This window comes from Staphylococcus sp. HMSC36A10, assembly GCF_001838845.1.
Lineage (GTDB): Bacteria > Bacillota > Bacilli > Staphylococcales > Staphylococcaceae > Staphylococcus > Staphylococcus aureus.
The window spans coordinates 60,982-87,705 of record NZ_KV839117.1 but is presented as its reverse complement, the minus strand read 5'-3'; the positions used below and the strand labels follow the sequence as shown (position 1 = coordinate 87,705).

Here is a 26,724-nt window from a genome sequence, read left to right as displayed (position 1 = left end):
TTTTTATGATTTATGTTAATTTCAATGGAATGTTGTTGCTAACTAATTAAACAACTATGTGTCATTAACAAAATGTTGTTCTTTAATTAATGTTAGTTAATTTAAAAATCGATATTTAATTTATGATAGCTATAAATGATGAAGTTGATTTAGATGAAAATTAATCTTGGATATTTAATACTTTGTTGATTTCATCAAGATCAACATGGTACATTGGATTGCCATTCAACAAAATAAACGGAGTTGAAAAAGCATCAAAATCTATCATTTCGTTTCGATATTGTTGATTGTTGATATTTCTCTCTTCAAAATCAATGTGATGCTCATTTAGATAATTTTTTACAAATGTACAAGGTGGACAATCATTCTGCGTATAAACGATTATTTCTGACATGTATCATGCTCCTTCGTGCTTTATTCTAATGTAATATACACAATTATACATTGAAATTCAAATTTGTGAACACATTGTGAACTGACATAAATTATACACAATTTCATAGCGCATAATGTTTTAAAAATACACATTATAGCAATTATAATTAAGTTCATTGTGTTGTCATCAAAAAAAGAAAAAGGTGATGTTTTTAAATGGATACAGTTGAAATCAGTCGGTTTTTGACAGCTATGACTTTAGCAGTTCATATCATTTTTGCAACGATTGGTGTTGGTATGCCTTTAATGTTCGCAATTGCAGAATTTTTAGGTATTCGCAAAAATGATCTTCAATATATAGCTATGGCCAAAAGATGGGCTAAAGCTTATACAATTACTGTAGCAGTGGGAGTTGTTACAGGTACAATTATAGGACTTCAATTATCATTGATTTGGCCTACATTTATGGAAATGGGTGGACACGTTATTGCACTTCCATTATTTATGGAAACATTTGCGTTCTTCTTTGAAGCTATTTTCTTAAGTATATATTTATATACTTGGGATCGTTTTAAAAATAAATGGACACATTTCTTAATTAGTATACCAGTAATTATTGGTGGCTCTTTCTCAGCATTCTTCATTACTTCAGTGAATTCATTTATGAATACGCCTGCAGGTTTTGAGTTGAAGAATGGAAAGATGGTCAATGTTCAACCTATAGAAGCGATGTTTAACCCATCGTTTATAGTTCGATCATTTCACGTAATTACTACAGCCGGTATGACGATGGCATTTGTTATTGCATCAATAGCAGCTTTTAAATTATTGCGTAATCGTCAACCTAAAGATACTGTCTACCATAAGAAAGCTTTGAAAATGTCTATGATTGTTGGATTCTTTTCAACTTTACTTTCTATGTTGGCAGGGGATTTATCTGCAAAATTTTTGCATAAATTCCAACCTGAAAAATTAGCAGCTTATGAATGGCATTTCGATACATCTTCCCATGCCAAATTATTATTATTTGGTGTGTTAGATGAAAAGACTCAGCAAGTTAAAGGTGCGATTGAATTACCTGGACTATTGAGTTTCTTAGCAGATAATAGTGTCAAAACTAAAGTGCAAGGGTTAAATGATTTTCCAAAAAGTTTACATCCGCCTATGATTGTCCATTATTTCTTTGATTTAATGGTAACGATGGGAATTTTATGTTTTGTCATTTCAGGTGTTTATGTTTTAACTTTAATGTTTAAAAAGCTTAGAAAGTTTTCTACTCATAAATGGATGCTTTACGGAATATTATTAACAGGCCCAGCTTCAATGCTAGCTATAGAATTTGGATGGTTCTTAACAGAGATGGGTAGACAGCCTTGGATTGTTCGTGGTTATATGCGCGTGGCAGAAGCAGCAACACAAGCAGGCGGAATAACCTTCGTTACAATTTTATTTGGCATATTGTACATCATTTTAATGTATACATGTGCATACGTATTAATTCGTATGTTTAAAAATAAACCGGCGTATGAAGATGTAAATCGTTTAGCCAAGAAGCAAGGAGGAGAAATAGAAAAATGATTTATGCATTTATAGGTATAACAGTGTTATGGTTGTTTTTATTTTGCTATATCATTATTGCTTCTATAGATTTTGGGGCAGGTTTCTTCGCATTGCATTCAAAGTTAACTGGTGATGAAAAGAAAATTAATCACTTAATTTCACGTTATTTAAACCCAGTTTGGGAAGTTACGAATGTATTCTTTGTTTTCTTCTTCGTAGGATTCGTAGGTTTCTTTCCAGAGTCAATCAAATATTTAGGCACGGTATTGTTAATACCAGGTTCAATAGCACTGATTATGATATCGTTGAGAAACAGTTTTTATGCATTTGAAAATTATGGTCAAGATACAAAATTAGCATGGATGATCATGTATGGGGTAAGTGGATTATTAATTCCAGCTTCATTATCTACTGCTTTAACTATTACAGAAGGTGGCTATATTAATGTTCGAAACAATGTTATCGATCTAGATTGGGTGCAGTTACTATTAAGCCCATTTGCTTGGTCTGTAGTATTCTTGGCAATTATTTCAGTTTTATATATTTCATCAGGATTTTTGACATATTATGCTAAAAAAGCAAATGACGAACCAGCATATAATTTAACAAGACAATGGCACATATTTTTAGGGCCGCCGATGATTATCATTTGTTTATTCGTATTTCTATCATTACGCATTCAAAATTCTGAACATTTTTATTCAGCTGTTTTTGACTATTGGTGGATGTTTGGTATAAGTTTCTTATTCTTTGCATTAGCTTCATTGTTAACATTCTTTAAGAAAAAACATGGTTTGGCTTTTGTATTTGTTATTTTACAAATGATGTTCGCGTTCTTTGGCTATGGTATTAGTAAATTGCCATACCTTTTATATCCGTTTGTAAAAATTACAGATGCATATGTTAATCCAGAAATGGGCTGGACATTAGTGATTGTCTTTATTTTAGGTTTACTTTTATTACTTCCATCGTTAATATTATTATTAAGATTATTTGTTTTCGACAAAGAATATGTTGAAGGAAAGAAATCATAAGTTGAGACGATACCCCAACTTTCATTTACTTGCATTACTGCATTTAGATAATTTAGTTGGGGTACTCATTTATAATAATTTTAAATTTATATTTTCAATGAATTGATGAAAATCATTTAATGGAGGGCGAGTATGGGTAAAGAATATGTAGTCATCGGTCTAGGTCGTTTTGGAGGTAGTATCGTTCGTGAGTTGAATGCATTAGACATGGATGTAATGGCCATCGACCATGATGAAAATAGAGTGAATGAATATAGTGATATCGCTACTCATGCGGTTGTTGCAGACACAACAGATGAAGCAGTTATGAAAAGTTTAGGTATCCGTAACTTTGATCATGTCATTGTGGCAATTGGTGAAAATATTCAATCAAGTACGTTGACGACTTTAATTTTAAAAGAGTTAGGTGTAAAAAAAGTAACTGCTAAAGCACAAAATGATTATCATGCAAAGATTTTAAATAAAATTGGAGCAGATACGGTTGTGCACCCTGAGCGTGATATGGGTAGACGTATTGCGCATAATGTTGCGAGTGCAAGTGTACTTGATTATCTTGAGTTGGCAGACGAGCATTCTATTGTAGAATTGAAAGCAACTGAAAAGATGGCGGGGCAGTCTATCATTGATTTAGATATAAGAGCACAATATGGAATTAACATTATTGCAATTAAACGAGGCAAAGAGTTCATCATTTCACCAAATCCAAATATTAATTTAGAAATAGGTGATATTTTAATTATGATTGGACATGATAATGATTTAAATCGCTTTGAAAAAAATATTGCGACGAGATAATCGGGAGTGGGACAGAAATGATATTTTCTCAAAATTTATTTCGTCGTCCCACCCCAACTTACATTGTCTGTAGAAATTGGGAATCCAATTTCTCTTTGTTGGGGCCCACACCCCAACTCGCATTGCCTGTAGAATTTCTTTTCGAAATTCTCTATGTTGGGGGCCCCTGACTAGAATTGAAAAAAGCTTGTTACAAGCGCATTTTCGTTCAGTCAACTACTGCCAATATAACTTTGTAGAGCATTGAACATTGATTTATGTCTCAAGCTCATCATATATAAAGAAAAAGCTACTAACAATGGGTGGTGAGTTTAATTAAAACTTCACTTCAAAGTTAGTAGCTTTTTGATTATTTATTGTTTGATTCTTTTTGTTCGTTTACCTTCATAATGACTGGTAAAATCATTGGTTTTCTAGCTGTTTTTTCAAATAAATAAGGTTGTAATGTTTCAATGATAGAAGATTTAATCTGATGCCATTGAATATCTTTATTTTGATTTAACTTACTAATAACATCAGTTTTGATTTTGCGTTGTGCATCATAAATTAATTGACCTGATTCTCTCATATATACAAATCCTCGAGAAATAATGTCTGGACCAGAAAGTAATTTATTTGTATTAAAATCAATACTAACAACAACGATAACTAAACCTTCTTCAGATAATAGCTTACGGTCTCTTATTACAACATTACCGATATCACCGATACCACTACCATCAACAAGTACATTACCAGATGGAATGCGACCAGCTTTACGTGCTGAATCGTGTGTTAAAGCTAAGACATCTCCAATATCAAAGATGAAGACATTATCTTCTTCAACGCCGCATTCAACACCAGTCTCACCATGTGCTTTTAACATACGGTATTCACCATGAATAGGTAAGAAATATTTCGGCTTGATTAATCGAAGCATTAATTGTTGATCACCTTGAGAACCATGCCCTGAAGTATGGATGTTAGAAATCTTGCTATGGATAACATCTGCACCAGCTTTATACAAGGAATTAATAGTTCTGTTAATACTTTTTGTATTACCTGGGATAGGTGATGAACTAAATACAACGGTATCTTCAGGTATAATTTTAATTTGCTTATGAGTACCATTAGCAATTCTAGATAATGCTGCCATTGGTTCACCTTGTGAACCAGTACATAGTATCAATAACTCATGCTTCGGTACGGTATTAATTTTATTAGGTTCAATAAATGTTTCAGGTGGTGCTTTAATATAACCAAGTTCCATACCGATTTTAATATTGTTTTCCATCGAACGACCGAACGTAACAATTTTACGGTTATTTTTGATAGCAGCTTCAACTGCTTGTTGAACTCGGTAAATATTAGAAGCGAAGGTAGCAAATATAATACGACCTTTACAATTACGGAAGATCTTATCTACGTTTTGACCAACTTCACGTTCGCTTAAAGTAAAATCAGGCACAAGTGAATTTGTTGAGTCTGAAAGTAAACATAGAACGCCTTCTTCGCCTAATTGAGCCATTTTAGCAATGTTTGCTGGTTTGCCTACAGGTGTAAAATCAAATTTAAAGTCACCGGTATGAACTACTTTTCCTTCAGGTGTATCTACGATGACGCCATAAGTTTCAGGAATACTATGCGTAGTTAAGTAGAAAGAAATCGTAAAGTGCTTAGATTTAATCACACTGTCCTCATTGATTTCATTTAGTTTAGCAGTACGTAATAAATGATGTTCTTCAAGTTTATTACGGATTAAACCTAATGCTAAAGGACCACCATAAATAGGTATATTAAGTTGTTTTAATAGGAAGGGCACACCGCCTATATGGTCTTCGTGACCATGTGTTATAAATAGGCCAACAATTTTATCTTGGTTTTGAACTAGATATGTGTAGTCAGGTATAACATAATCAATCCCTAATAAGTTATCATCAGGGAATTTGATACCTGCATCGATAATGACAATTTCGTCTTTATACTCAACTGCATAAGTATTTTTACCGATTTCACCTAGACCTCCAAGTGCATATACACCTACTTCATTTGGATGTAATTGTTTCATTATTTAGCAATCTCCACATTAAAGTGTTCTGAGTTTTCTTTTTCGTAATCTAAATGTGCGCCCTCTAATTTAGTGATAAATTCGATATTAAAATTACGATCTTTCAAGTAACGACGTACTTGTTCTTCTGTTTGAGCTTCAACATAAAGTGATTGTGTATTTTCACGCACAATTACCTCGTCTCTGTTATGTTGATAAAAAACTTTAAATACTGCCATGTTAAAAATTCCTCCTAAGAATGTTTGTTTAATTTATTGTTAACCCTAGTAAAATCGTATTGGAGTATATATCGATAAATTCATTCCAATCATCTCTATAATTTAACTTAATAACGATTTGGTTAATAACTAGGTTCATCATGCCGTTCATTTTAAAAAATTAGTGAAATAACACTAAAATTTCAGTTAAATCTTATTTTACATGATGAATGATAATAAATAAAGCAGTTTATCTCACTAGAAATCTAAGTATTTCGAATAAATGTGCAGTTCTATTTATTAAAATAAATGTAGAGATTATAAATTAATGTTAAGAAAGAATTAAAGGATTTTATATGAAACGGTAAAATTTAAATGAGGGGATAAAAAGTATGGTAGAAAGGTGAATATATTTAACTGTTGTTTATTCGAAAAAGTTGTACAAGAAAAAGCTTAGGACATCATATTTATCCTAAGCTTTGATAATTAGTAATAGTGTGTTTTAAACTTCTACTGCATCTGTATGTGGTTGTAATGGGTGGTCTTTGTCAATGTGATCATAGAACATTACACCATTTAAATGATCAATTTCATGTTGGAAAACAATTGCTGGATATCCTTTTAGACGTAATTGTATATCATTACCTTCGATGTCTTTGGCTTTAATTGTAATTCTATTATGACGGTGAACTAGACCAGCAACATTATCATCGACACTAAGGCAACCTTCACCAGTTGGTAAATAAGCTTCTTGAACGCTATGACTTACAATTTTTGGGTTCACAAGCATATAGTCATAAGATTTGCCACTGCCATCATCTGGTATTAAAACAGCAATCATACGTTTAGAGATATTAATTTGAGGTGCAGCCAAACCAACGCCTGAACGTAAACCATATCGTTTCGCGATTTCCTCATCTTGACTATTTACTAAAAACTCTCTCATGGCGATTAATGTTTCTTTTTCTTCTTTAGTTAATGGTAATTCTAACTCAGCTGCTTTTTGACGCAAAGTTGGATGACCATCTCTAATGATGTCTTTCATTGTTAACATATATTGCACCTTCCTTATTTTAATTTGTTTTAGTTGAATGACAGTAAAAAGGTTGTTAAGATACTCATACATTTTTATGTGTAAATATCTACAAAGTTAACCAACTACTGCCAATGTTTATTTTAGATAGTATATGTAAATTTTCAGATATGCTAATTGCTTAAAAAATGATTAAAGTGTTGGTTTCAAGCAATGATACTTTAGAAATTTATTTATCATCTTGACTTTAAAAATTATATTATAAATGACGTAACTGTCAACAGATATACTTAGTAATGAAGATGTGTAATGTAATTGTTTAAAATTGATTTCCAAGCAGATTTTATTTATCATTTAATTTAAATAGCAAGTGGAGGTACAAGTAATGAAATTTGGAAAAACAATCGCAGTAGTATTAGCATCTAGTGTCTTGCTTGCAGGATGTACTACGGATAAAAAAGAAATTAAGGCATATTTAAAGCAAGTGGATAAAATTAAAGATGATGAAGAACCAATTAAAACTGTTGGTAAGAAAATTGCTGAATTAGATGAGAAAAAGAAAAAATTAACTGAAGATGTCAATAGTAAAGATACAGCAGTTCGCGGTAAAGCAGTAAAAGACTTAATTAAAAATGCCGATGATCGTCTAAAGGAATTTGAAAAAGAAGAAGACGCAATTAAGAAGTCTGAACAAGACTTTAAGAAAGCAAAAAGTCACGTTGATAACATTGATAATGATGTTAAACGTAAAGAAGTAAAACAATTAGATGATGTATTAAAAGAAAAATATAAGTTACACAGTGATTACGCGAAAGCATATAAAAAGGCTGTAAACTCAGAGAAAACATTATTTAAATATTTAAATCAAAATGACGCGACACAACAAGGTGTTAACGAAAAATCAAAAGCAATAGAACAGAACTATAAAAAGTTAAAAGAAGTATCAGATAAGTATACGAAAGTACTAAATAAGGTTGGTAAAGAAAAGCAAGACGTTGATCAATTTAAATAATTAATATAATACAGATGGTAGGAAACAACTAATACAGTTCCTATTATCTGTATCTTTTTTTATTAAAACAGAACTTTTTCAAATGGTTTAACAGTCCCATTTATTTGTGGTACAATTAGTAAGGATAAAATGAATTTCTATACAATTATGGGAAAGGTATGGTGAATTGAATGGCTCCTAAGTTACAAGCCCAATTCGATGCAGTAAAAGTTTTAAATGATACTCAATCGAAATTTGAAATGGTTCAAATTTTGGACGAGAATGGTAACGTCGTAAATGAAGACTTAGTACCTGATCTTACGGATGAACAATTAGTAGAATTAATGGAAAGAATGGTATGGACTCGTATCCTTGATCAACGTTCTATCTCATTAAACAGACAAGGACGTTTAGGTTTCTATGCACCAACTGCTGGTCAAGAAGCATCACAATTAGCGTCACAATACGCTTTAGAAAAAGAAGATTACATTTTACCGGGATACAGAGATGTTCCTCAAATTATTTGGCATGGTTTACCATTAACTGAAGCTTTCTTATTCTCAAGAGGTCACTTCAAAGGAAATCAATTCCCTGAAGGCGTTAATGCATTGAGCCCACAAATTATTATCGGTGCACAATACATTCAAGCTGCTGGTGTTGCATTTGCACTTAAAAAACGTGGTAAAAATGCAGTTGCAATCACTTACACTGGTGACGGTGGTTCTTCACAAGGTGATTTCTACGAAGGTATTAACTTTGCAGCAGCTTATAAAGCACCTGCAATTTTCGTTATTCAAAACAATAACTATGCAATTTCAACACCAAGAAGCAAGCAAACTGCTGCTGAAACATTAGCTCAAAAAGCAATTGCTGTAGGTATTCCTGGTATCCAAGTTGATGGTATGGATGCGTTAGCTGTATATCAAGCAACTAAAGAAGCACGTGACCGCGCAGTTGCAGGTGAAGGTCCAACATTAATTGAAACTATGACATATCGTTATGGTCCTCATACAATGGCTGGTGACGATCCAACTCGTTACAGAACTTCAGACGAAGATGCTGAATGGGAGAAAAAAGACCCATTAGTACGTTTCCGTAAATTCCTTGAAAACAAAGGTTTATGGAATGAAGACAAAGAAAATGAAGTTATTGAACGTGCAAAAGCTGATATTAAAGCAGCAATTAAAGAGGCTGATAACACTGAAAAACAAACTGTTACTTCTCTAATGGAAATTATGTATGAAGATATGCCTCAAAACTTAGCAGAACAATATGAAATTTACAAAGAGAAGGAGTCGAAGTAAGCCATGGCACAAATGACAATGGTTCAAGCGATTAATGATGCGCTTAAAACTGAACTTAAAAATGACCAAGATGTTTTAATTTTTGGTGAAGACGTTGGTGTTAACGGCGGTGTTTTCCGTGTTACTGAAGGACTACAAAAAGAATTTGGTGAAGATAGAGTATTCGATACACCTTTAGCTGAATCAGGTATTGGTGGTTTAGCGATGGGTCTTGCAGTTGAAGGATTCCGTCCGGTTATGGAAGTACAATTCTTAGGTTTCGTATTCGAAGTATTTGATGCGATTGCTGGACAAATTGCACGTACTCGTTTCCGTTCAGGCGGTACTAAAACTGCACCTGTAACAATTCGTAGCCCATTTGGTGGTGGCGTACACACACCAGAATTACACGCAGATAACTTAGAAGGTATTTTAGCTCAATCTCCAGGTCTAAAGGTTGTTATTCCTTCAGGCCCATACGATGCGAAAGGTTTATTAATTTCTTCAATTAGAAGTAATGACCCAGTCGTATACTTAGAGCATATGAAATTGTATCGTTCATTCCGTGAAGAAGTACCTGAAGAAGAATATACAATTGACATTGGTAAGGCTAATGTGAAAAAAGAAGGTAATGACATTTCAATCATCACATACGGTGCAATGGTTCAAGAATCAATGAAAGCTGCAGAAGAACTTGAAAAAGATGGTTATTCTGTTGAAGTAATAGACTTACGTACTGTTCAACCAATCGATGTTGACACAATTGTAGCTTCAGTTGAAAAAACTGGTCGTGCAGTTGTAGTTCAAGAAGCACAACGTCAAGCTGGTGTTGGTGCAGCAGTTGTAGCTGAATTAAGTGAACGTGCAATCCTTTCATTAGAAGCACCTATTGGAAGAGTTGCAGCAGCAGATACAATTTATCCATTCACTCAAGCTGAAAATGTTTGGTTACCAAACAAAAATGACATCATCGAAAAAGCAAAAGAAACTTTAGAATTTTAATACATTTTAAAAGTTAACGAAGTTAGCGTATTTTAGTCTCATTGATTAAAATGAAATGTTTAATTTACGAAATCTTAGGAGGGCAAAAACGTGGCATTTGAATTTAGATTACCCGATATCGGGGAAGGTATCCACGAAGGTGAAATTGTAAAATGGTTTGTTAAAGCTGGAGATACTATTGAAGAAGACGATGTTTTAGCTGAGGTACAAAACGATAAATCAGTAGTAGAAATCCCATCACCAGTATCTGGTACTGTAGAAGAAGTTATGGTAGAAGAAGGTACAGTAGCTGTAGTTGGTGACGTTATTGTTAAAATCGATGCACCTGATGCAGAAGATATGCAATTTAAAGGTCATGATGATGATTCATCATCTAAAGAAGAACCTGCGAAAGAGGAAGCGCCAGCAGAGCAAGCACCTGTAGCTACTCAAACTGAAGAAGTAGATGAAAACAGAACTGTTAAAGCAATGCCTTCAGTACGTAAATACGCACGTGAAAAAGGTGTTAACATTAAAGCAGTTTCTGGATCTGGTAAAAATGGTCGTATTACAAAAGAAGATGTAGATGCATACTTAAATGGTGGTGCACCAACAGCTTCAAATGAATCAGCTGCTTCAGCTACAAGTGAAGAAGTTGCTGAAACTCCTGCAGCACCTGCAGCAGTAACATTAGAAGGCGACTTCCCAGAAACAACTGAAAAAATCCCTGCTATGCGTAGAGCAATTGCGAAAGCAATGGTTAACTCTAAGCATACTGCACCTCATGTAACATTAATGGATGAAATTGATGTTCAAGCATTATGGGATCACCGTAAGAAATTTAAAGAAATCGCAGCTGAACAAGGTACTAAGTTAACATTCTTACCTTATGTTGTTAAAGCACTTGTTTCTGCATTGAAAAAATACCCAGCACTTAACACTTCATTCAATGAAGAAGCTGGTGAAATCGTTCATAAACATTACTGGAATATCGGTATTGCAGCAGACACTGATAGAGGATTATTAGTACCTGTTGTTAAACATGCTGATCGTAAGTCTATTTTCCAAATTTCAGATGAAATTAATGAATTAGCTGTTAAAGCACGTGATGGTAAATTAACAGCCGATGAAATGAAAGGTGCTACATGCACAATCAGTAATATCGGTTCAGCTGGTGGACAATGGTTCACTCCAGTTATCAATCACCCAGAAGTAGCAATCTTAGGAATTGGCCGTATTGCTCAAAAACCTATCGTTAAAGATGGAGAAATTGTTGCAGCACCAGTATTAGCATTATCATTAAGCTTTGACCACAGACAAATTGATGGTGCAACTGGCCAAAATGCAATGAATCACATTAAACGTTTATTAAATAATCCAGAATTATTATTAATGGAGGGGTAAAACATGGTAGTTGGAGATTTCCCAATTGAAACAGATACTATAGTAATCGGAGCAGGTCCTGGTGGATACGTTGCAGCAATTCGTGCAGCTCAATTAGGACAAAAAGTAACAATCGTTGAGAAAGGTAATCTTGGTGGTGTTTGCTTAAACGTAGGATGTATTCCTTCAAAAGCATTACTACATGCTTCTCACCGTTTTGTTGAAGCACAACATTCTGAAAACTTAGGTGTTATTGCTGAAAGTGTTTCTTTAAACTTCCAAAAAGTTCAAGAATTCAAATCATCAGTTGTTAATAAATTAACTGGTGGTGTTGAAGGCTTACTTAAAGGTAACAAAGTTAACATCGTTAAAGGTGAAGCATATTTCGTAGATAACAATAGCTTACGTGTTATGGACGAAAAGAGCGCACAAACATACAACTTTAAAAATGCAATCATTGCAACAGGTTCAAGACCAATTGAAATTCCTAATTTCAAATTCGGTAAACGTGTTATCGACTCAACAGGTGCTTTAAACTTACAAGAAGTACCAGGTAAATTAGTTGTAGTTGGTGGAGGATACATTGGATCAGAATTAGGTACAGCATTTGCTAACTTTGGTTCAGAAGTAACCATCCTTGAAGGTGCTAAAGATATCTTAGGTGGCTTCGAAAAACAAATGACACAACCTGTTAAAAAAGGTATGAAAGAAAAAGGTGTTGAAATCGTTACTGAAGCTATGGCTAAATCAGCTGAAGAAACAGATAACGGAGTTAAAGTTACTTATGAAGCTAAAGGCGAAGAGAAAACAATCGAAGCTGATTATGTATTAGTAACTGTAGGTCGTCGTCCAAACACAGACGAATTAGGCCTAGAAGAATTAGGTGTTAAATTCGCTGACCGTGGATTATTAGAAGTTGATAAACAAAGCCGTACGTCTATCAGCAATATCTATGCAATTGGTGATATCGTTCCAGGTTTACCACTTGCTCACAAAGCTAGCTATGAAGCTAAAGTTGCTGCTGAAGCAATTGATGGTCAAGCTGCTGAAGTTGATTACATTGGTATGCCAGCAGTATGCTTTACTGAACCAGAATTAGCTACAGTTGGTTATTCAGAAGCGCAAGCTAAAGAAGAAGGTTTAGCAATTAAAGCTTCTAAATTCCCATATGCAGCAAATGGTCGTGCATTATCATTAGATGATACTAACGGATTTGTTAAACTTATTACACTTAAAGAAGATGATACTTTAATCGGTGCTCAAGTAGTTGGTACTGGTGCATCAGATATTATCTCTGAATTAGGTTTAGCAATTGAAGCTGGTATGAATGCTGAAGATATCGCATTAACAATCCATGCACATCCAACATTAGGTGAGATGACTATGGAAGCAGCAGAAAAAGCTATCGGATACCCAATCCATACAATGTAATAACTGATTATCTATAAAGATTCAGTCATTAAAAGCTGTAGCATATGCTACGGCTTTTTTGTTTTAGGTAAAGTAATGTAAGGAAATTGATTTGAGATATCGTTAACATGTGACATGCATGTTATACTAGCGATGCTAACAAAAGAATTGAAATGGAGGGTTCAACAATGGAATATGAGTATCCAATTGATTTAGACTGGAGTAATGAAGAGATGATTTCAGTGATAAATTTCTTTAATCATGTAGAGAAGTATTATGAATCCGGCGTGACGGCAGGCGACTTTATGGATGCATATAAAAGATTTAAAGAAATTGTGCCTGCTAAAGCAGAGGAAAAACAAATTTTTAATACTTTCGAAAAAAGTAGTGGCTATAATAGTTACAAAGCAGTTCAAGATGTAAAAACTCACTCTGAAGAACAAAGAGTAACAGCTAAAAAATAATTCGTTCGAAATTAACACAATTTAATAGGATTTTTTCTTTAAAACTATTGCTAATAAAGCTATATTTTGATACCTTTATCAAGTGTTAAACAAAATGTTTGATAAAAGTAAACTTAATATAGCTTTTTTAGGTGGAAAAATAAATGAACATAGGTAATAAAATTAAAAATCTTAGAAGAATTAAAAATTTAACGCAAGAAGAACTTGCTGAACGTACAGACTTATCGAAAGGCTACATTTCACAAATAGAAAGTGAACATGCCTCACCAAGTATGGAAACTTTCTTAAATATTATAGAGGTGTTAGGAACGACGCCAAGTGAATTTTTTAAAGACAGTGAAAATGAAAAAGTATTATACAAGAAGGAAGAACAAGTTATTTATGATGAGTATGATGAAGGTTATATATTAAATTGGTTAGTTTCAAAGTCAAATGAATATGATATGGAGCCATTAATATTAACTTTAAAGCCTGGAGCATCATATAAAAATTTTAATCCATCAGAGTCTGATACGTTTATTTATTGTATGTCAGGTCAGATAACACTTAATTTAGGCAAAGAGATATATCAAGCACAAGAAGAAGACGTTTTGTATTTTAAAGCACGAGATAATCATCGTTTGTCAAACGAATCAAACAATGAAACACGAATACTTATTGTAGCGACAGCTTCATATTTATAGGGGGGATCTTATTTGGAACCGTTATTATCATTAAAATCAGTTAGTAAAAGCTATGATGATCTTAATATCTTAGATGACATAGATATTGATATTGAATCAGGATACTTTTATACATTATTAGGTCCTTCAGGTTGTGGTAAAACAACAATTTTAAAATTAATTGCAGGGTTTGAATATCCTGACAGTGGTGAAGTGATTTATCAAAACAAACCAATTGGTAATTTACCACCAAATAAACGTAAAGTGAATACAGTCTTTCAAGATTATGCATTATTTCCACACTTAAACGTCTATGATAATATCGCTTTTGGTTTGAAATTAAAAAAATTATCAAAAACCGAAATTGATCAAAAAGTAACTGAGGCATTAAAATTAGTAAAACTTTCAGGTTATGAAAAAAGAAATATTAATGAAATGAGTGGCGGACAAAAGCAACGTGTTGCAATTGCACGTGCTATCGTAAATGAACCAGAAATATTATTGTTAGATGAATCTTTATCCGCATTAGATTTGAAATTGCGTACTGAAATGCAATATGAATTACGAGAATTGCAATCTAGATTAGGTATTACATTTATATTTGTAACACATGATCAAGAAGAAGCGTTAGCATTAAGTGACTTTCTTTTTGTATTAAAAGATGGGAAAATTCAACAATTTGGCACACCAACAGATATATATGACGAACCAGTGAATCGATTTGTAGCTGATTTTATTGGAGAATCTAATATTGTTGAAGGGCGCATGGTTAGAGATTATGTCGTGAATATTTATGGGCAAGATTTCGAATGTGTCGATATGGGTATTCCTGAAAATAAAAAAGTAGAAGTCGTTATTCGACCAGAAGATATATCATTAATCAAAGCTGAAGAAGGATTATTTAAAGCAACTGTTGATTCTATGTTATTTAGAGGGGTCCACTATGAAATATGTTGTATAGACAATAAAGGTTATGAATGGGTAATACAAACGACTAAAAAAGCTGAAGTAGGCAGTGAAGTTGGTCTTTATTTTGATCCTGAAGCCATTCATATTATGGTTCCTGGAGAAACAGAAGAAGAATTTGATAAACGTATTGAAAGCTATGAGGAAGTAGACAATGCGTAATACTAATAAATTTCTCTTAATCCCGTATTTACTATGGATGGTTATATTTATTATTGTACCAGTCGTATTACTCATTTATTTTTCATTTTTAGATATCAATGGACATTTTAGTTTCACGAATTATCAACAAATTTTTACTACAAAATATTTGAAAATGTTTGCATATTCAATTTTATATGCCGCTTTAATAACAATTATTACCTTGGCTATCAGTTATCCAGCTGCCTATTATATTACTCGTTCGAAATTTCAAAATATCTTATTAATGATAATGATTATTCCAACATGGATAAATTTATTGTTAAAGACATATGCTTTTATAGGTTTATTAAGTCATGATGGCGTGATTAATCAATTTTTCCACTTATTTAATTTACCATCATTCAATTTGTTATTTACAACTGGTGCGTTTTTAGTAGTGGCAAGTTACATTTATATTCCATTTATGATTTTACCTATATTTAATAGCATGAAAGCAATTCCTAATAATTTATTGCAGGCCTCAAGTGATTTAGGTGCCAGTCCTTTCTATACTTTTAGAAAAGTAATCATGCCGTTAACAAAAGAAGGTGTTATGACTGGGATTCAAGTAACCTTTATTCCATCACTTTCATTATTTATGATTACAAGATTAATTGCAGGTAATAAAGTCATAAATATAGGTACGGCAATAGAAGAACAATTTTTAACAATTCAAAATTATGGTATGGGATCAACTATAGCTATATTCTTAATTGTATTTATGGCATTCATTTTAATCATTACAAAATCATCTAATGGGAGAGGGTGAATCATATGAAATGGTATGGAAAGCTGTATATCGGGATACTTTTAGCGATTTTATACATCCCAATATTCTTTTTAATGTTCTATTCATTCAATTCGGCTGGTAATATGATTCACTTTGAACATTTTACATTAGAGCATTATCAATCATTATTTCAAAATGATCATTTAATGTCGGTCATTTTTAATACGATAGCTGTAGCACTTTTAGCAGCCTCAATTTCTACAGTTATTGGTACATTTGGTGCCATTGCTATTTATTATTTAAGAAATAAAAAGTTTAAAGTAACTTTACTAACATTGAATAATGTCTTGATGGTATCATCCGACGTTGTCATAGGTGCATCATTCTTAATTATGTTTACAACGATTGGCCATTTTACTGGTCTTGGTTTAGGATTTTGGACAGTTCTAATATCTCATATTGCATTTTGCATACCTATAGTTGTGATTATCGTCTTACCACAACTGTATGAAATGAATAATAATATGTTAAATGCTGCAAGAGATTTAGGAGCGACTGAACCACAATTATTAAGCAACATTATTATTCCTAATATTTTACCTTCTATTATAGGAGGATTCTTTATGGCTTTAACTTATTCACTAGACGATTTCACAGTAAGTTTCTTCGTTACTGGTAATGGCTTTAGTGTGTTATCAGTTGAAGTTTATGCTATGGCGAGAAAAGGAATTAGTATGGAAATTAATGCGATTTCAACATTATTGTTTGCTGTTATTGTATTAGGAATACTAGGATATTATTTGATTCAATACGTGATAAATAAGAAAAAACTAATCAAGCGAGGTGTAAAATAATGAAACGTTTTTTACAACTCATTATAGGTGCATTAGTTGTGGGTATGCTTTGTCTTATTTTAAGTCATTGGTTTAAATCTAAAGAACAAGTGCATACAAATCAAAAAATTTACGTATACAATTGGGGCGAATATATTGATCCAGAGTTAATTAAGAAATTTGAAAAAGAAACTGGCATTCAAGTCGTTTATGAAACTTTCGATTCAAATGAAGCGATGGAAGCCAAAATTCGCAATGGCGGTACACATTATGATGTTGCTTTTCCTAGTGAATATACAGTTCAAAAATTGAAAAGAGATTATTTATTGTTACCAATAGATCATAATAAGGTACCTAATATTAAAAATTTAGATTCAGATTATATGAATATGTCATTTGATAGAGGCAATAAATATTCTTTACCTTATTTCTTTGGAACTGTAGGTATTTTATATAATAAAGAAAAGTATCCAAATGAATCATTTGATAGTTGGAAGTCATTGTATAATCCTAAATTTAAAAACCAAATTTTACTAGTTGACGGTGCTAGAGAGATTATAGGCATGAGTTTGAATAAACTTGGGTATAATCTAAATGACCGTAATTCGCACCATTTAAAAGAAGCAGAGCGAGATTTAACCAAACTAGCACCACAAGTAAGAGGTGTCGTAGGTGATGAAATTACCATGATGCTTCAACAAAATGAAGGTAACATAGCGGTTGTTTGGAGTGGTGTTGCAGCACCTCTAGTGCAAGAAGGGGATAAATATAACTATGTTATTCCTAAAGAAGGATCGAATTTATGGTTCGACAATATGGTAATTCCAAAAACGGCACAAAATAAAGAGGGTGCATATAAATTTATGAATTTTTTATTAGATGCTAAAAATAACAAGCAGAATACAGAATTCGTAGGCTATGCAACGCCAAACAAGGCTGCTCGACAATTGTTGCCTAAAGAGGTTAAAGACGACCATCGTTTCTATCCGACTAAGAAAGAGCAAGAACGCCTTGAAGTTTATAAAGATTTAGGACCTGAAGTTTTAAGTGAATACAATGAAAACTTTTTGAATTTCAAAATGTCATTAAAATAAAATCATAAATAGTAGTTATTTACTGTATATTTAGTTATAATAACGGGATAAGTACTATAAGGAGTTGTAACGAATGACTGGAGAACAATTTACTCAAATTAAACGTCCAGTAAGTAGATTAACTGAAAAAGTTCTAGGTTGGTTATGTTGGGTGATGTTATTAGTGCTTACTGTCATTACTATGTTTATAGCACTTGTTTCATTCAGTAATAACACATCGATTGCTAATCTTGAAAATACATTAAACAATAATGCATTTATCCAGCAATTATTAGCTGGAAATGGCTATAATACAACACAATTTGTAATATGGTTACAAAATGGTATATGGGCTATAATCGTTTACTTTATTGTTTGTTTGTTGATTTCATTTTTAGCTCTCATATCTATGAATATAAGAATCTTGTCAGGTTTCTTATTCTTAATATCAGCAATTGTAACGATTCCTTTAGTTTTACTTATCGTTACTTTAATCATTCCGATATTATTCTTTATTATTGCGATGATGCTATTTATAAGAAAAGATAAGGTTGAAATGGTTGCGCCACAATATTATGAAGAGTATAACGGACCGATTTATGATTATCGTGAACCTGTGTATGAGCGCCCCCAACCGAAAGATGATTATTATGATGTGCCTAAATATGAAAAAGAATTGGATAAATCAAACACTGTATATGATCAAGAACAGGAAAGAGATAAATATGATCAATTTCCTAAACGTGCAGTTGAAAGTGAATATAATCATGATGAGCGCACTGAGGAAGAACCATCAGTATTATCCAGACAGGCTAAATACAAACAAAAAAGTACTGAAGAACTAGGTATTGAAGATGATGGTTATTATGCAGAACCTGAAGTTGATCCAAAAGAATTGAAAGCACAACAAAAGCGAGAAAAAGCTGAAATTAAAGCTAAGAAAAAAGAAAAACGTAAAGCTTATAACCAACGAATGAAAGAACGTAGGAAAAATCAACCTAGCGCAGTTAGTCAACGTCGAATGAATTTTGAAGAGCGACGTCAAATTTACAACAATGATATTTCTGAAGAACGCAATTCAAGTGAAGTTAAGGACAAAAAAGAGCAAGAATAAATATTGATGATACCCAGATTAGTAAGTAGAGGTCTTTTGCTTATTAATCTGGGTTTTTATATGAGGTTAATTATCGATAACGTTTAATTAAAGTGTTTAGGTGTCATAATTTTAAATGACGATTTCTCATTACCATACACCTAAATTATCATCAATCTGAATTCAGATGTTTATTATAAAAATTAGATGAAAAATATGTTAATATACAAGTAATTTAATGTGCGTATATCTATAGGCTCGTAGTATACTTATTAAAATATTAAACAAAGAAAGGATTTTAAGATGAATAGAAAACCTGAATTAATCATGGCTTGGATTGCAAATAGTATTAGTATTATTTATTTATTAGTTATGGGGCTATCCTATTTTTCTTTAAAAAGTGGTAATGCATCACAACGTGAAGAATTAGCGAAGCAATTATCTCAGAACGGTGGCAATGTTTCTTTAGATATGCTTCAGACAACAATGGGTGCATTAGCAATTATTTTATTAATTTCAACACTTTATGGTATATTTGCGACAATTTGTATTAAAGGGCGTAGAAAATTATCGATTATACTTTTTGTTATCGCGATAATTGTAAGTTTGATGGCTCTTAATTTAATTGCAATTGTCTTATGGGTTATCGTGATGATTATGTTGATTTCTAAAAAAGAATCAAAAGAAACTACACATAAGGACGATGAGTATATTTATCATTAATATGTTCATAGCAAAAGAAAAACCATTAAAATGTTAAGTTGTTAATTATTAGATACAACCAGCATTTTAATGGTTTTATTTTTAACTTTGTAGTTCTTGGAATGTTTGAACGATTAAATAGACATTTAAAATACTTAGAATAATAATAAGTGTCCATGAAATGATATTAACCCATGTTTTATTATAGAAAGGTCCCATCAAGTCTTTATTACTAGTAGCCAATTGTAATGGTATTAAACAGAATGGCAGAGCAATACTTAAAAATACTTGAGAGAATACAAGTAGTTGCTCAATTTTAGCTGCATTACCTTTAAAAATGATTAAGCATACGATAACAGGAATGACAGCAAGGGAACGTGTAATTAAACGTCTTAACCAATTTGGTATGTGTAATCTTAAAAATCCTTCCATTACAATTTGTCCTGCTAAAGTACCAGTAATCGTTGAATTTTGACCTGACGCTAATAATGCAACTGCAAATAATGTACTCATGATTGCACCCATTGTTGCACCTAGTACAGGTTCAGTTTTTAAGGCGTGATATAAATCATAGAAACCACCTAAATCGTCAGCGTTTGAGTTGAAAAATAGTGATGCTCCTAACACTAATAATAAGCAATTGACTACAAATGCGATTGATAACTGAATGTTCGAATCTATCGTAGCAAATTTAATCGCTTGGGCCTTTTCTTCATTGTTATGTCTTGAGTATGTTCTAGATTGTACAATTGATGAATGTAAGTACAAATTATGAGGCATAATTGTAGCGCCAATAATACCTAATGCAATATAGAGAATGCCGTTATTTGTAATGATTTCACTATGTGGTATAAATCCATTTAACACAGCGTTCAACTGTGGTGATGAAATATAGACTTCAAATATAAAGATGAATAACACTGTGAAAATTAATGTACCAACAATAGCTTCAATTTTTCTAAAACCATATTTCATTATAAATAGTAGTAAAAATACATCAAGTACAGTTATTAGTGCACCGACGATTAAAGGTATGTTAAATAGGAGATTAAGAGCAATAGCACTACCAATTACCTCAGCAATATCTGTGGCGATAATTGCTAGTTCTGCAATGATCCAAAATATTATAGCAATAGGTCTTGATAAATAATGTCGTGTCATTTGAGCTAAGTCCATACCTGTTGCTATTCCTAATCTCACTGTCATGCTTTGAAGTAACATTGCTGATAAACTTGAAATAAGAATTACGAATAGCAAAGTATAGCCATATTGCGCGCCACCTTGCATTGATGTTATCCAGTTTCCGGGATCCATGTAACCAACAGCGACTAATAACCCAGGTCCAAGAAATGATAAAAATTTCTGTTTATTTGAACTGCGATGATCGAATTTAATTGTATTGTTTATTTCGTCTAAACTTAATTGTTCATTTGTTGAATGTCGTTTATTATTCATTTTGACTCACCTCTACTTCTTATGGACAATATAATAACCTAATAAAATGTTTAGGTCAACCTAAATTTATTTTAATTTTTTTAAAAGCCTGAATTATTATGTTGAACGTTCGATTTAATATTAAGAAAAAAGAGCACGAAATCATGGATGTGATTAAGTGCTCTATTATTTAAACAAAGTTATTTATGCAGAATAAAATGGTAAGAACTGATCGAAGGTTTCTTCTAAAAATGCAATAAATGCTTTGTCACTTTTTAATCTTTTATCTTGTGGTGTGATTGCACGCGCTATAAAGAATTCACTTTTTTTCACATTGATGGCTCTTTGTATCGCTTCTTTTAAATCATCATCCGTTAAATCTTTAATAAATGGTTTATCAGGTTTCATATGATCTAAGCAAACACGATAATCGTCAGGTAATTGTTGAATAGCTTTAAATTTTCTTTCAAAAACTTTTGCACGTGTTGCTTTATCTTTTGCTTCATGCATGATTCCAAACATAACAAACAGTTGATCTTCAAACATACCAATTTGGAAATGAGGTAACATTTTATAGCCTCTTTTGTTTGTTGCAAAAGCAACCCATGTATCTTTAGGAGGATTCACACTTCTTCTAGCATGCTTTGCTACGTGAGGATAAAATGTTTCACCAGTTTGACTTGTAAAGAAGTCACTAAAATATTCTCCTAATTCATGGAGTTGTGGTCGTATGTATTCGTTTAAAGCTTCCATTCGTGCGTCTAAGCCTTCTACGTTGAACGCTTTGAAATCTTTAGGTTTAAATGTATATTTTGTCATAGAGTACCTCCTGTATAGTGTTTTAAAATATTGTAGCATATGTTTTATCAATTGCGGCTTAAGACGCTCTCATTAAAATTAGTATTTTCATTTTTATCATAAGAAGTTATTTTTATAAAATGTTGATGTATAATAAAGATGTTAGGAGATGATGTTATGGCACTTTATGGATTTGCCCAAGGACTTATTCAAGAAGCAGGAATTAGAATTAAACAATTGATGGAGCAAAATTTAACAATTGAAACAAAGTCAAATCCGAATGACCTTGTTACAAATGTAGATAAAGCAACAGAAGATTTCATTTTTGATACAATTTTAGAAACATATCCCAATCATCAAGTATTAGGTGAAGAAGGGCATGGTCATGACATCGATACTTCCAAAGGTACGGTATGGGTTGTTGACCCAATAGACGGTACATTGAATTTTGTTCATCAACAAGAAAATTTCGCAATTTCAATTGGTATTTATATCGATGGTAAACCTTATGCAGGTTTTGTATATGATGTTATGGCTGACGTCTTATATCATGCTAAAGTAGGGGAAGGTGCATATCGTGGTAGCCAACCCTTGAAACCATTGAATGATTCTAATCTAAGACAAAGCATTATTGGGATCAATCCGAACTGGTTAACTAAACCAATTTTAGGAGAAATCTTTAAAGAAATTGTTAATGATTCTAGAAGTGCAAGGGCATATGGTAGTGCAGCGCTTGAAATCGTTTCAGTTGCTACAGGTAATTTAGAAGCATATATGACGCCAAGACTTCAACCATGGGATTTTGCTGGCGGATTGGTTATTTTATATGAAGTAAATGGACAAGCTTCCAATTTACTAGGAGAACCATTAACAATTAGTGGTCCAAATTCAATCTTAGTTGGAAATCGTGGTCTCCATCAAGAAATTAGCAACGATTATTTAGAGCCCCACCATGATGCGTTAATACAATTACATGAACAACGATTTAAAAGAAAATCAAAATAATTACCAAAAGCGTAATATGAAGTCCTAACAATTAGGTAACATATTACGCTTTTATACCTTAAATAATAAAAACACGCGCCAATATAAAACCAGTTAAATGTTCATCATGAACATGTGTGGTCTTAAATCAACGCGTGTTATTGTCGATATAACTTATAGCCAATCGTTTTCTCGATATTTTTTCTTTGTAGTAAATCCAATTCCAAAGGTTGCAACGAGTAATATAAATGTTAAAATCATCATTGGTACATTTGATGCACCAACAGCAAAACTAAATAATACTAAGAAAACAACAGCTAATATAGAAAATACCCAAAAGATATTTTTAGATTTTTTTTGTTTCATCCTATCCCCACCTTTTGCTTATCTTTTCTCAATTATATGATATAATAAAAAAGTTGTAATTAAAAGTGGGATTTTACTTAAGAAAGAAGGAAACTATTTATATGACTAATAAAAGAGAAGATGTCCGCAATATAGCAATTATTGCTCACGTTGACCATGGTAAAACAACTTTAGTAGATGAGTTGTTAAAACAATCTGGTATATTCAGAGAAAATGAACATGTCGATGAACGTGCAATGGACTCTAACGATATCGAAAGAGAGCGTGGAATTACGATTCTAGCCAAAAATACGGCTGTTGATTATAAAGGTACACGTATTAATATTTTGGATACACCAGGACATGCAGACTTTGGTGGAGAAGTAGAACGTATTATGAAAATGGTTGATGGGGTTGTCTTAGTAGTAGATGCGTATGAAGGTACAATGCCTCAAACACGTTTTGTACTTAAAAAAGCGCTAGAACAAAACCTGAAACCTGTTGTTGTTGTTAATAAAATTGATAAACCATCAGCACGTCCAGAGGGTGTTGTAGATGAAGTTTTAGATTTATTTATTGAATTAGAAGCAAACGATGAACAATTAGAATTCCCTGTTGTTTATGCTTCAGCAGTAAATGGAACAGCTAGCTTAGATCCTGAAAAACAAGATGATAATTTACAATCATTATATGAAACAATTATTGATTATGTACCAGCTCCAATTGATAACAGTGATGAGCCATTACAATTCCAAGTAGCATTGTTGGACTACAATGATTATGTTGGACGTATTGGTATTGGTCGTGTATTCAGAGGTAAAATGCGTGTCGGAGATAATGTATCACTAATTAAATTAGACGGTACAGTGAAAAACTTCCGTGTAACTAAAATCTTTGGTTACTTTGGATTAAAACGTTTAGAAATTGAAGAAGCACAAGCTGGAGATTTAATTGCTGTTTCAGGTATGGAAGACATTAATGTTGGTGAAACTGTAACACCACATGACCATCAAGAAGCATTGCCAGTTCTACGTATTGATGAGCCTACTCTTGAAATGACATTTAAAGTTAACAATTCTCCATTTGCTGGCCGTGAAGGTGACTTTGTAACAGCGCGTCAAATTCAAGAACGTTTAAATCAACAATTAGAAACAGATGTATCTTTGAAAGTTTCTAACACAGATTCTCCAGATACATGGGTAGTTGCTGGTCGCGGTGAATTGCATTTATCAATCCTTATTGAAAATATGCGTCGTGAAGGTTATGAATTACAAGTTTCAAAACCACAAGTAATTATTAAAGAAATAGATGGTGTAATGTGTGAACCATTTGAACGTGTGCAATGTGAAGTGCCACAAGAAAATGCAGGTGCTGTTATTGAATCATTAGGTGCACGTAAAGGTGAAATGGTTGATATGACTACAACTGATAATGGACTTACACGTTTAATCTTTAATGTACCGGCTCGTGGTATGATTGGTTATACGACTGAATTTATGTCAATGACAAGAGGTTACGGTATTATTAACCATACATTTGAAGAATTTAGACCACGTATTAAAGCACAAATTGGCGGTCGTCGTAATGGTGCATTAATTTCAATGGATCAAGGTTCTGCAAGTACTTATGCCATTTTGGGACTTGAAGATAGAGGTGTAAACTTCATGGAACCTGGTACTGAAGTTTATGAAGGTATGATTGTTGGTGAACATAATCGTGAAAATGATTTAACTGTTAACATCACTAAAACAAAACATCAAACTAACGTACGTTCTGCAACGAAAGACCAAACACAAACAATGAATAGACCGCGTATTCTAACATTGGAAGAAGCGTTACAATTCATTAATGATGATGAACTTGTTGAGGTTACACCAGAAAGCATACGTTTAAGAAAGAAAATTTTAAACAAAAATGTTCGTGAAAAAGAAGCAAAGCGTATCAAACAAATGATGCAAGAAAACGAATAATTTAACATAATAAAAGAGAAGCTGAGCGATGAAAGTTGCTTAGCTTCTCTTTTGGCATATAATATTTGAAAAAGTGTTTAAATGCTATTATTTCCTGTTACTTTCACATTTTCAAATTTCTAACTTGTTTATTCAGATATTAATCGAGCGGATAGTGTTGCGCACGTTGTTTAGGTGTGTCTAATCGACTTTTACAATCATCACACATAAATGTTCGAATAGGATTGTTTTTAAGTCGTTTAGACTCAGTTGTGCGCTCATCTATAAATACTTTTGCATCACAGATAATGCATTGCACTTGTCTCAAATTAAATCACCTCAATATGAGTTACATGGTTGATTCGATATGAATAACCATCTTCTTGATTGTAAATAAAACTATCTACACCATTATCGCTGTAAAGTCGTTTACCGTCTTTTGCAAATTGGAAAAATAAATAGGGTAATAGATCTATCGGTATATCTAAATGATTATGCTCATTTGATAATCGAATAGTAGTTGCAGAGTCATGTGGTTCGGAATGTTTGAAAAAAGGTGTCATATTAATGACAAATGAACCTTCTAACATGGCACGTTTTTTATATTTTATTTCTGAATTTAAAGTAGGCGGATTAGTTTGTCCTTCTAGGATAGCACGATTCCATTCATGATTATCTTCAAAGTCGATTGGTTTTGAACCATCAAATACACCTTTTTCTAAATCTTCGATGCTAACTTTTCTATCATCGAAAATCCAAGTCGTACTATCTAATGTTATAGGAAACTTTACGGCTCCTTTAATTTGTATCATTTTCCCACTCCCTATCAATGTATATAGCATTATTTTAACACAAATTGCTAACGACACATTTTAAATCTACTTGCTTTTTAATATTTAGTAAGATAAACTTTTAGTAAGACTTGAGAATTTATATAGAGGGGGAGCGTGTCATGGCGAAACAAGCAACAATGAAAAATGCAGCTTTGAAACAATTGACTAAAGATGCTGATGAAATCTTGCATCTGATTAAAGTTCAACTAGATAATTTAACATTACCTTCATGCCCATTATATGAAGAAGTACTAGATACACAAATGTTTGGACTTCAAAAAGAAGTTGATTTTGCTGTTAAATTAGGTTTAGTTGACCGCGAAGATGGCAAACAAATTATGTTACGTCTTGAGAAAGAACTTTCAAAATTACATGAAGCTTTTACACTTGTTTAAGGTTTAATATATAAGCATATTAAAATGGCGTGAGATATCGACAATTGAGCTGCGCCGATTTTATATTTATAGTTTAATTACTGATTAAAGTGGCTGTTATGTTGTCTTCTTGATGACATGTCAGTCACTTTTATTGGGTTTTAGCAATTCACGATATTAAGTAAACAAATATTCTATAAATTACCTCAAGA

General features: G+C 32.5%; 29 protein-coding genes. 19 read left to right on the top strand and 10 right to left on the bottom strand.

All coding sequences use genetic code 11. The features are described 5' to 3' along the window. Positions 1-160: 160 nt before the first annotated feature. A complete protein-coding gene (gene nrdH / locus HMPREF3247_RS08135; RefSeq protein ID WP_001289614.1) occupies positions 161-394 on the bottom strand; it encodes a glutaredoxin-like protein NrdH in 234 nt (77 codons plus the stop codon). A 197-nt stretch (positions 395-591) separates the two neighbouring features. Here nrdH and HMPREF3247_RS08130 point away from each other — a divergent pair, with 197 nt between their 5' ends. The 3 genes from HMPREF3247_RS08130 (at position 592) to HMPREF3247_RS08120 (ending at position 3,764) form a co-directional block, all read left to right on the top strand. Beyond that, positions 592-1,953, top strand: coding sequence for a cytochrome ubiquinol oxidase subunit I (locus tag HMPREF3247_RS08130; RefSeq protein WP_000381849.1), 1,362 nt, complete (start codon positions 592-594; stop codon positions 1,951-1,953). After that, a complete protein-coding gene (locus HMPREF3247_RS08125) occupies positions 1,950-2,969 on the top strand; it encodes a cytochrome d ubiquinol oxidase subunit II (RefSeq protein WP_000638456.1) in 1,020 nt (339 codons plus the stop codon). Before HMPREF3247_RS08130 ends, HMPREF3247_RS08125 begins: the two co-directional genes overlap by 4 nt. 132 nt (positions 2,970-3,101) lie before the next feature. Next, positions 3,102-3,764 carry a potassium channel family protein gene (locus HMPREF3247_RS08120; RefSeq protein WP_000514290.1) on the top strand — a complete coding sequence of 221 codons (663 nt, stop codon included), beginning with the start codon at positions 3,102-3,104 and terminating at the stop codon, positions 3,762-3,764. Between the two features lie 349 nt (positions 3,765-4,113). Here HMPREF3247_RS08120 and rnjA read toward each other — a convergent pair whose 3' ends face one another. The 4 genes from rnjA to def all read right to left on the bottom strand — a co-directional run bounded on the left by rnjA (position 4,114) and on the right by def (position 7,062). Then, positions 4,114-5,811 carry a ribonuclease J1 gene (gene rnjA / locus HMPREF3247_RS08110; protein ID WP_000811375.1) on the bottom strand — a complete coding sequence of 566 codons (1,698 nt, stop codon included), beginning with the start codon at positions 5,809-5,811 and terminating at the stop codon, positions 4,114-4,116. Next, positions 5,811-6,029 carry a DNA-dependent RNA polymerase subunit epsilon gene (locus HMPREF3247_RS08105; RefSeq protein ID WP_000257888.1) on the bottom strand — a complete coding sequence of 73 codons (219 nt, stop codon included), beginning with the start codon at positions 6,027-6,029 and terminating at the stop codon, positions 5,811-5,813. Before HMPREF3247_RS08105 ends, rnjA begins: the two co-directional genes overlap by 1 nt. Positions 6,030-6,057: 28 nt before the next feature. Further along, on the bottom strand, positions 6,058-6,180 hold the full coding sequence (locus tag HMPREF3247_RS08100; RefSeq protein ID WP_070866225.1) for a hypothetical protein: 123 nt from the start codon (positions 6,178-6,180) through the stop codon (positions 6,058-6,060). 330 nt (positions 6,181-6,510) lie between these two features. Continuing rightward, positions 6,511-7,062 (bottom strand): peptide deformylase, encoded by a 552-nt coding sequence (gene def / locus HMPREF3247_RS08095; protein WP_000957036.1) that lies wholly within the window; start codon positions 7,060-7,062, stop codon positions 6,511-6,513. A 364-nt stretch (positions 7,063-7,426) separates the two neighbouring features. Here def and HMPREF3247_RS08090 point away from each other — a divergent pair, with 364 nt between their 5' ends. The 13 genes from HMPREF3247_RS08090 (at position 7,427) to HMPREF3247_RS08030 (ending at position 19,816) form a co-directional block, all read left to right on the top strand. Further along, entirely contained in the window at positions 7,427-8,053 is a 627-nt protein-coding gene (locus tag HMPREF3247_RS08090; RefSeq protein WP_000668339.1) for a YkyA family protein, read from the top strand. Positions 8,054-8,223: 170 nt separating this feature from the next. Then, positions 8,224-9,336 (top strand): pyruvate dehydrogenase (acetyl-transferring) E1 component subunit alpha, encoded by a 1,113-nt coding sequence (gene pdhA / locus HMPREF3247_RS08085; RefSeq protein WP_000035320.1) that lies wholly within the window; start codon positions 8,224-8,226, stop codon positions 9,334-9,336. Positions 9,337-9,339: 3 nt separating this feature from the next. Next, a complete protein-coding gene (locus tag HMPREF3247_RS08080) occupies positions 9,340-10,317 on the top strand; it encodes an alpha-ketoacid dehydrogenase subunit beta (RefSeq protein WP_000068176.1) in 978 nt (325 codons plus the stop codon). Between the two features lie 90 nt (positions 10,318-10,407). Then, entirely contained in the window at positions 10,408-11,700 is a 1,293-nt protein-coding gene (locus tag HMPREF3247_RS08075; RefSeq protein WP_000863440.1) for a dihydrolipoamide acetyltransferase family protein, read from the top strand. 3 nt (positions 11,701-11,703) lie between these two features. Further along, positions 11,704-13,110, top strand: coding sequence for a dihydrolipoyl dehydrogenase (gene lpdA / locus HMPREF3247_RS08070; protein ID WP_000260117.1), 1,407 nt, complete (start codon positions 11,704-11,706; stop codon positions 13,108-13,110). Positions 13,111-13,277: 167 nt separating this feature from the next. Beyond that, positions 13,278-13,553 carry a UPF0223 family protein gene (locus HMPREF3247_RS08065; RefSeq protein ID WP_000455589.1) on the top strand — a complete coding sequence of 92 codons (276 nt, stop codon included), beginning with the start codon at positions 13,278-13,280 and terminating at the stop codon, positions 13,551-13,553. Between the two features lie 143 nt (positions 13,554-13,696). Further along, positions 13,697-14,236, top strand: a complete 540-nt coding sequence (locus HMPREF3247_RS08060; protein WP_001020625.1) for a helix-turn-helix domain-containing protein — start codon at positions 13,697-13,699, stop codon at positions 14,234-14,236. A gap of 12 nt (positions 14,237-14,248) precedes the next feature. Beyond that, complete coding sequence (locus tag HMPREF3247_RS08055; RefSeq protein ID WP_000433551.1) at positions 14,249-15,343, top strand: ABC transporter ATP-binding protein; 1,095 nt, start codon at positions 14,249-14,251, stop codon at positions 15,341-15,343. Then, a complete protein-coding gene (locus HMPREF3247_RS08050) occupies positions 15,336-16,133 on the top strand; it encodes an ABC transporter permease (protein ID WP_001246555.1) in 798 nt (265 codons plus the stop codon). The genes HMPREF3247_RS08055 and HMPREF3247_RS08050 overlap by 8 nt, the downstream gene beginning before the upstream one ends. 5 nt (positions 16,134-16,138) lie before the next feature. Continuing rightward, positions 16,139-16,948 (top strand): ABC transporter permease, encoded by an 810-nt coding sequence (locus tag HMPREF3247_RS08045; protein ID WP_000872390.1) that lies wholly within the window; start codon positions 16,139-16,141, stop codon positions 16,946-16,948. Beyond that, positions 16,948-18,021 (top strand): ABC transporter substrate-binding protein, encoded by a 1,074-nt coding sequence (locus HMPREF3247_RS08040; protein ID WP_070866224.1) that lies wholly within the window; start codon positions 16,948-16,950, stop codon positions 18,019-18,021. The genes HMPREF3247_RS08045 and HMPREF3247_RS08040 overlap by 1 nt, the downstream gene beginning before the upstream one ends. Positions 18,022-18,094: 73 nt before the next feature. Continuing rightward, the gene (gene auxB / locus HMPREF3247_RS08035) at positions 18,095-19,114 is read left to right on the top strand and encodes a lipoteichoic acid stability factor AuxB (RefSeq protein WP_000145499.1); all 1,020 of its coding nucleotides are present in this window, start codon (positions 18,095-18,097) and stop codon (positions 19,112-19,114) included. Positions 19,115-19,396: 282 nt separating this feature from the next. Next, a complete protein-coding gene (locus HMPREF3247_RS08030; RefSeq protein WP_001080466.1) occupies positions 19,397-19,816 on the top strand; it encodes a DUF4064 domain-containing protein in 420 nt (139 codons plus the stop codon). 81 nt (positions 19,817-19,897) lie between these two features. On the opposite strand, the gene HMPREF3247_RS08025 is transcribed toward HMPREF3247_RS08030, so the two are convergent. Continuing rightward, complete coding sequence (locus tag HMPREF3247_RS08025) at positions 19,898-21,250, bottom strand: Nramp family divalent metal transporter (RefSeq protein WP_001060842.1); 1,353 nt, start codon at positions 21,248-21,250, stop codon at positions 19,898-19,900. Positions 21,251-21,433: 183 nt separating this feature from the next. Next, a complete protein-coding gene (locus HMPREF3247_RS08020) occupies positions 21,434-22,048 on the bottom strand; it encodes a YktB family protein (protein ID WP_070866223.1) in 615 nt (204 codons plus the stop codon). Positions 22,049-22,204: 156 nt separating this feature from the next. Between HMPREF3247_RS08020 and HMPREF3247_RS08015 the strand changes: the two genes are divergently transcribed. After that, positions 22,205-23,032 carry an inositol monophosphatase family protein gene (locus HMPREF3247_RS08015; RefSeq protein WP_001240316.1) on the top strand — a complete coding sequence of 276 codons (828 nt, stop codon included), beginning with the start codon at positions 22,205-22,207 and terminating at the stop codon, positions 23,030-23,032. A 153-nt stretch (positions 23,033-23,185) separates the two neighbouring features. Here the strand turns inward: HMPREF3247_RS08015 and HMPREF3247_RS08010 are convergent, their stop codons facing one another. Then, positions 23,186-23,377, bottom strand: coding sequence for a DUF5325 family protein (locus tag HMPREF3247_RS08010; protein WP_000810620.1), 192 nt, complete (start codon positions 23,375-23,377; stop codon positions 23,186-23,188). A 101-nt stretch (positions 23,378-23,478) separates the two neighbouring features. Between HMPREF3247_RS08010 and typA the strand changes: the two genes are divergently transcribed. Then, positions 23,479-25,326 (top strand): translational GTPase TypA, encoded by a 1,848-nt coding sequence (typA, locus tag HMPREF3247_RS08005; protein ID WP_000182654.1) that lies wholly within the window; start codon positions 23,479-23,481, stop codon positions 25,324-25,326. Positions 25,327-25,465: 139 nt separating this feature from the next. Here typA and HMPREF3247_RS08000 read toward each other — a convergent pair whose 3' ends face one another. Both HMPREF3247_RS08000 and HMPREF3247_RS07995 read right to left on the bottom strand, forming a co-directional pair. Further along, a complete protein-coding gene (locus HMPREF3247_RS08000) occupies positions 25,466-25,633 on the bottom strand; it encodes a YlaI family protein (RefSeq protein WP_001250275.1) in 168 nt (55 codons plus the stop codon). Between the two features lies 1 nt (position 25,634). Continuing rightward, positions 25,635-26,117 (bottom strand): hypothetical protein, encoded by a 483-nt coding sequence (locus HMPREF3247_RS07995; protein WP_000614716.1) that lies wholly within the window; start codon positions 26,115-26,117, stop codon positions 25,635-25,637. A gap of 140 nt (positions 26,118-26,257) precedes the next feature. Between HMPREF3247_RS07995 and HMPREF3247_RS07990 the strand changes: the two genes are divergently transcribed. Next, entirely contained in the window at positions 26,258-26,533 is a 276-nt protein-coding gene (locus HMPREF3247_RS07990; protein WP_001118417.1) for an Fpa/YlaN family protein, read from the top strand. Positions 26,534-26,724 lie beyond the last annotated feature (191 nt).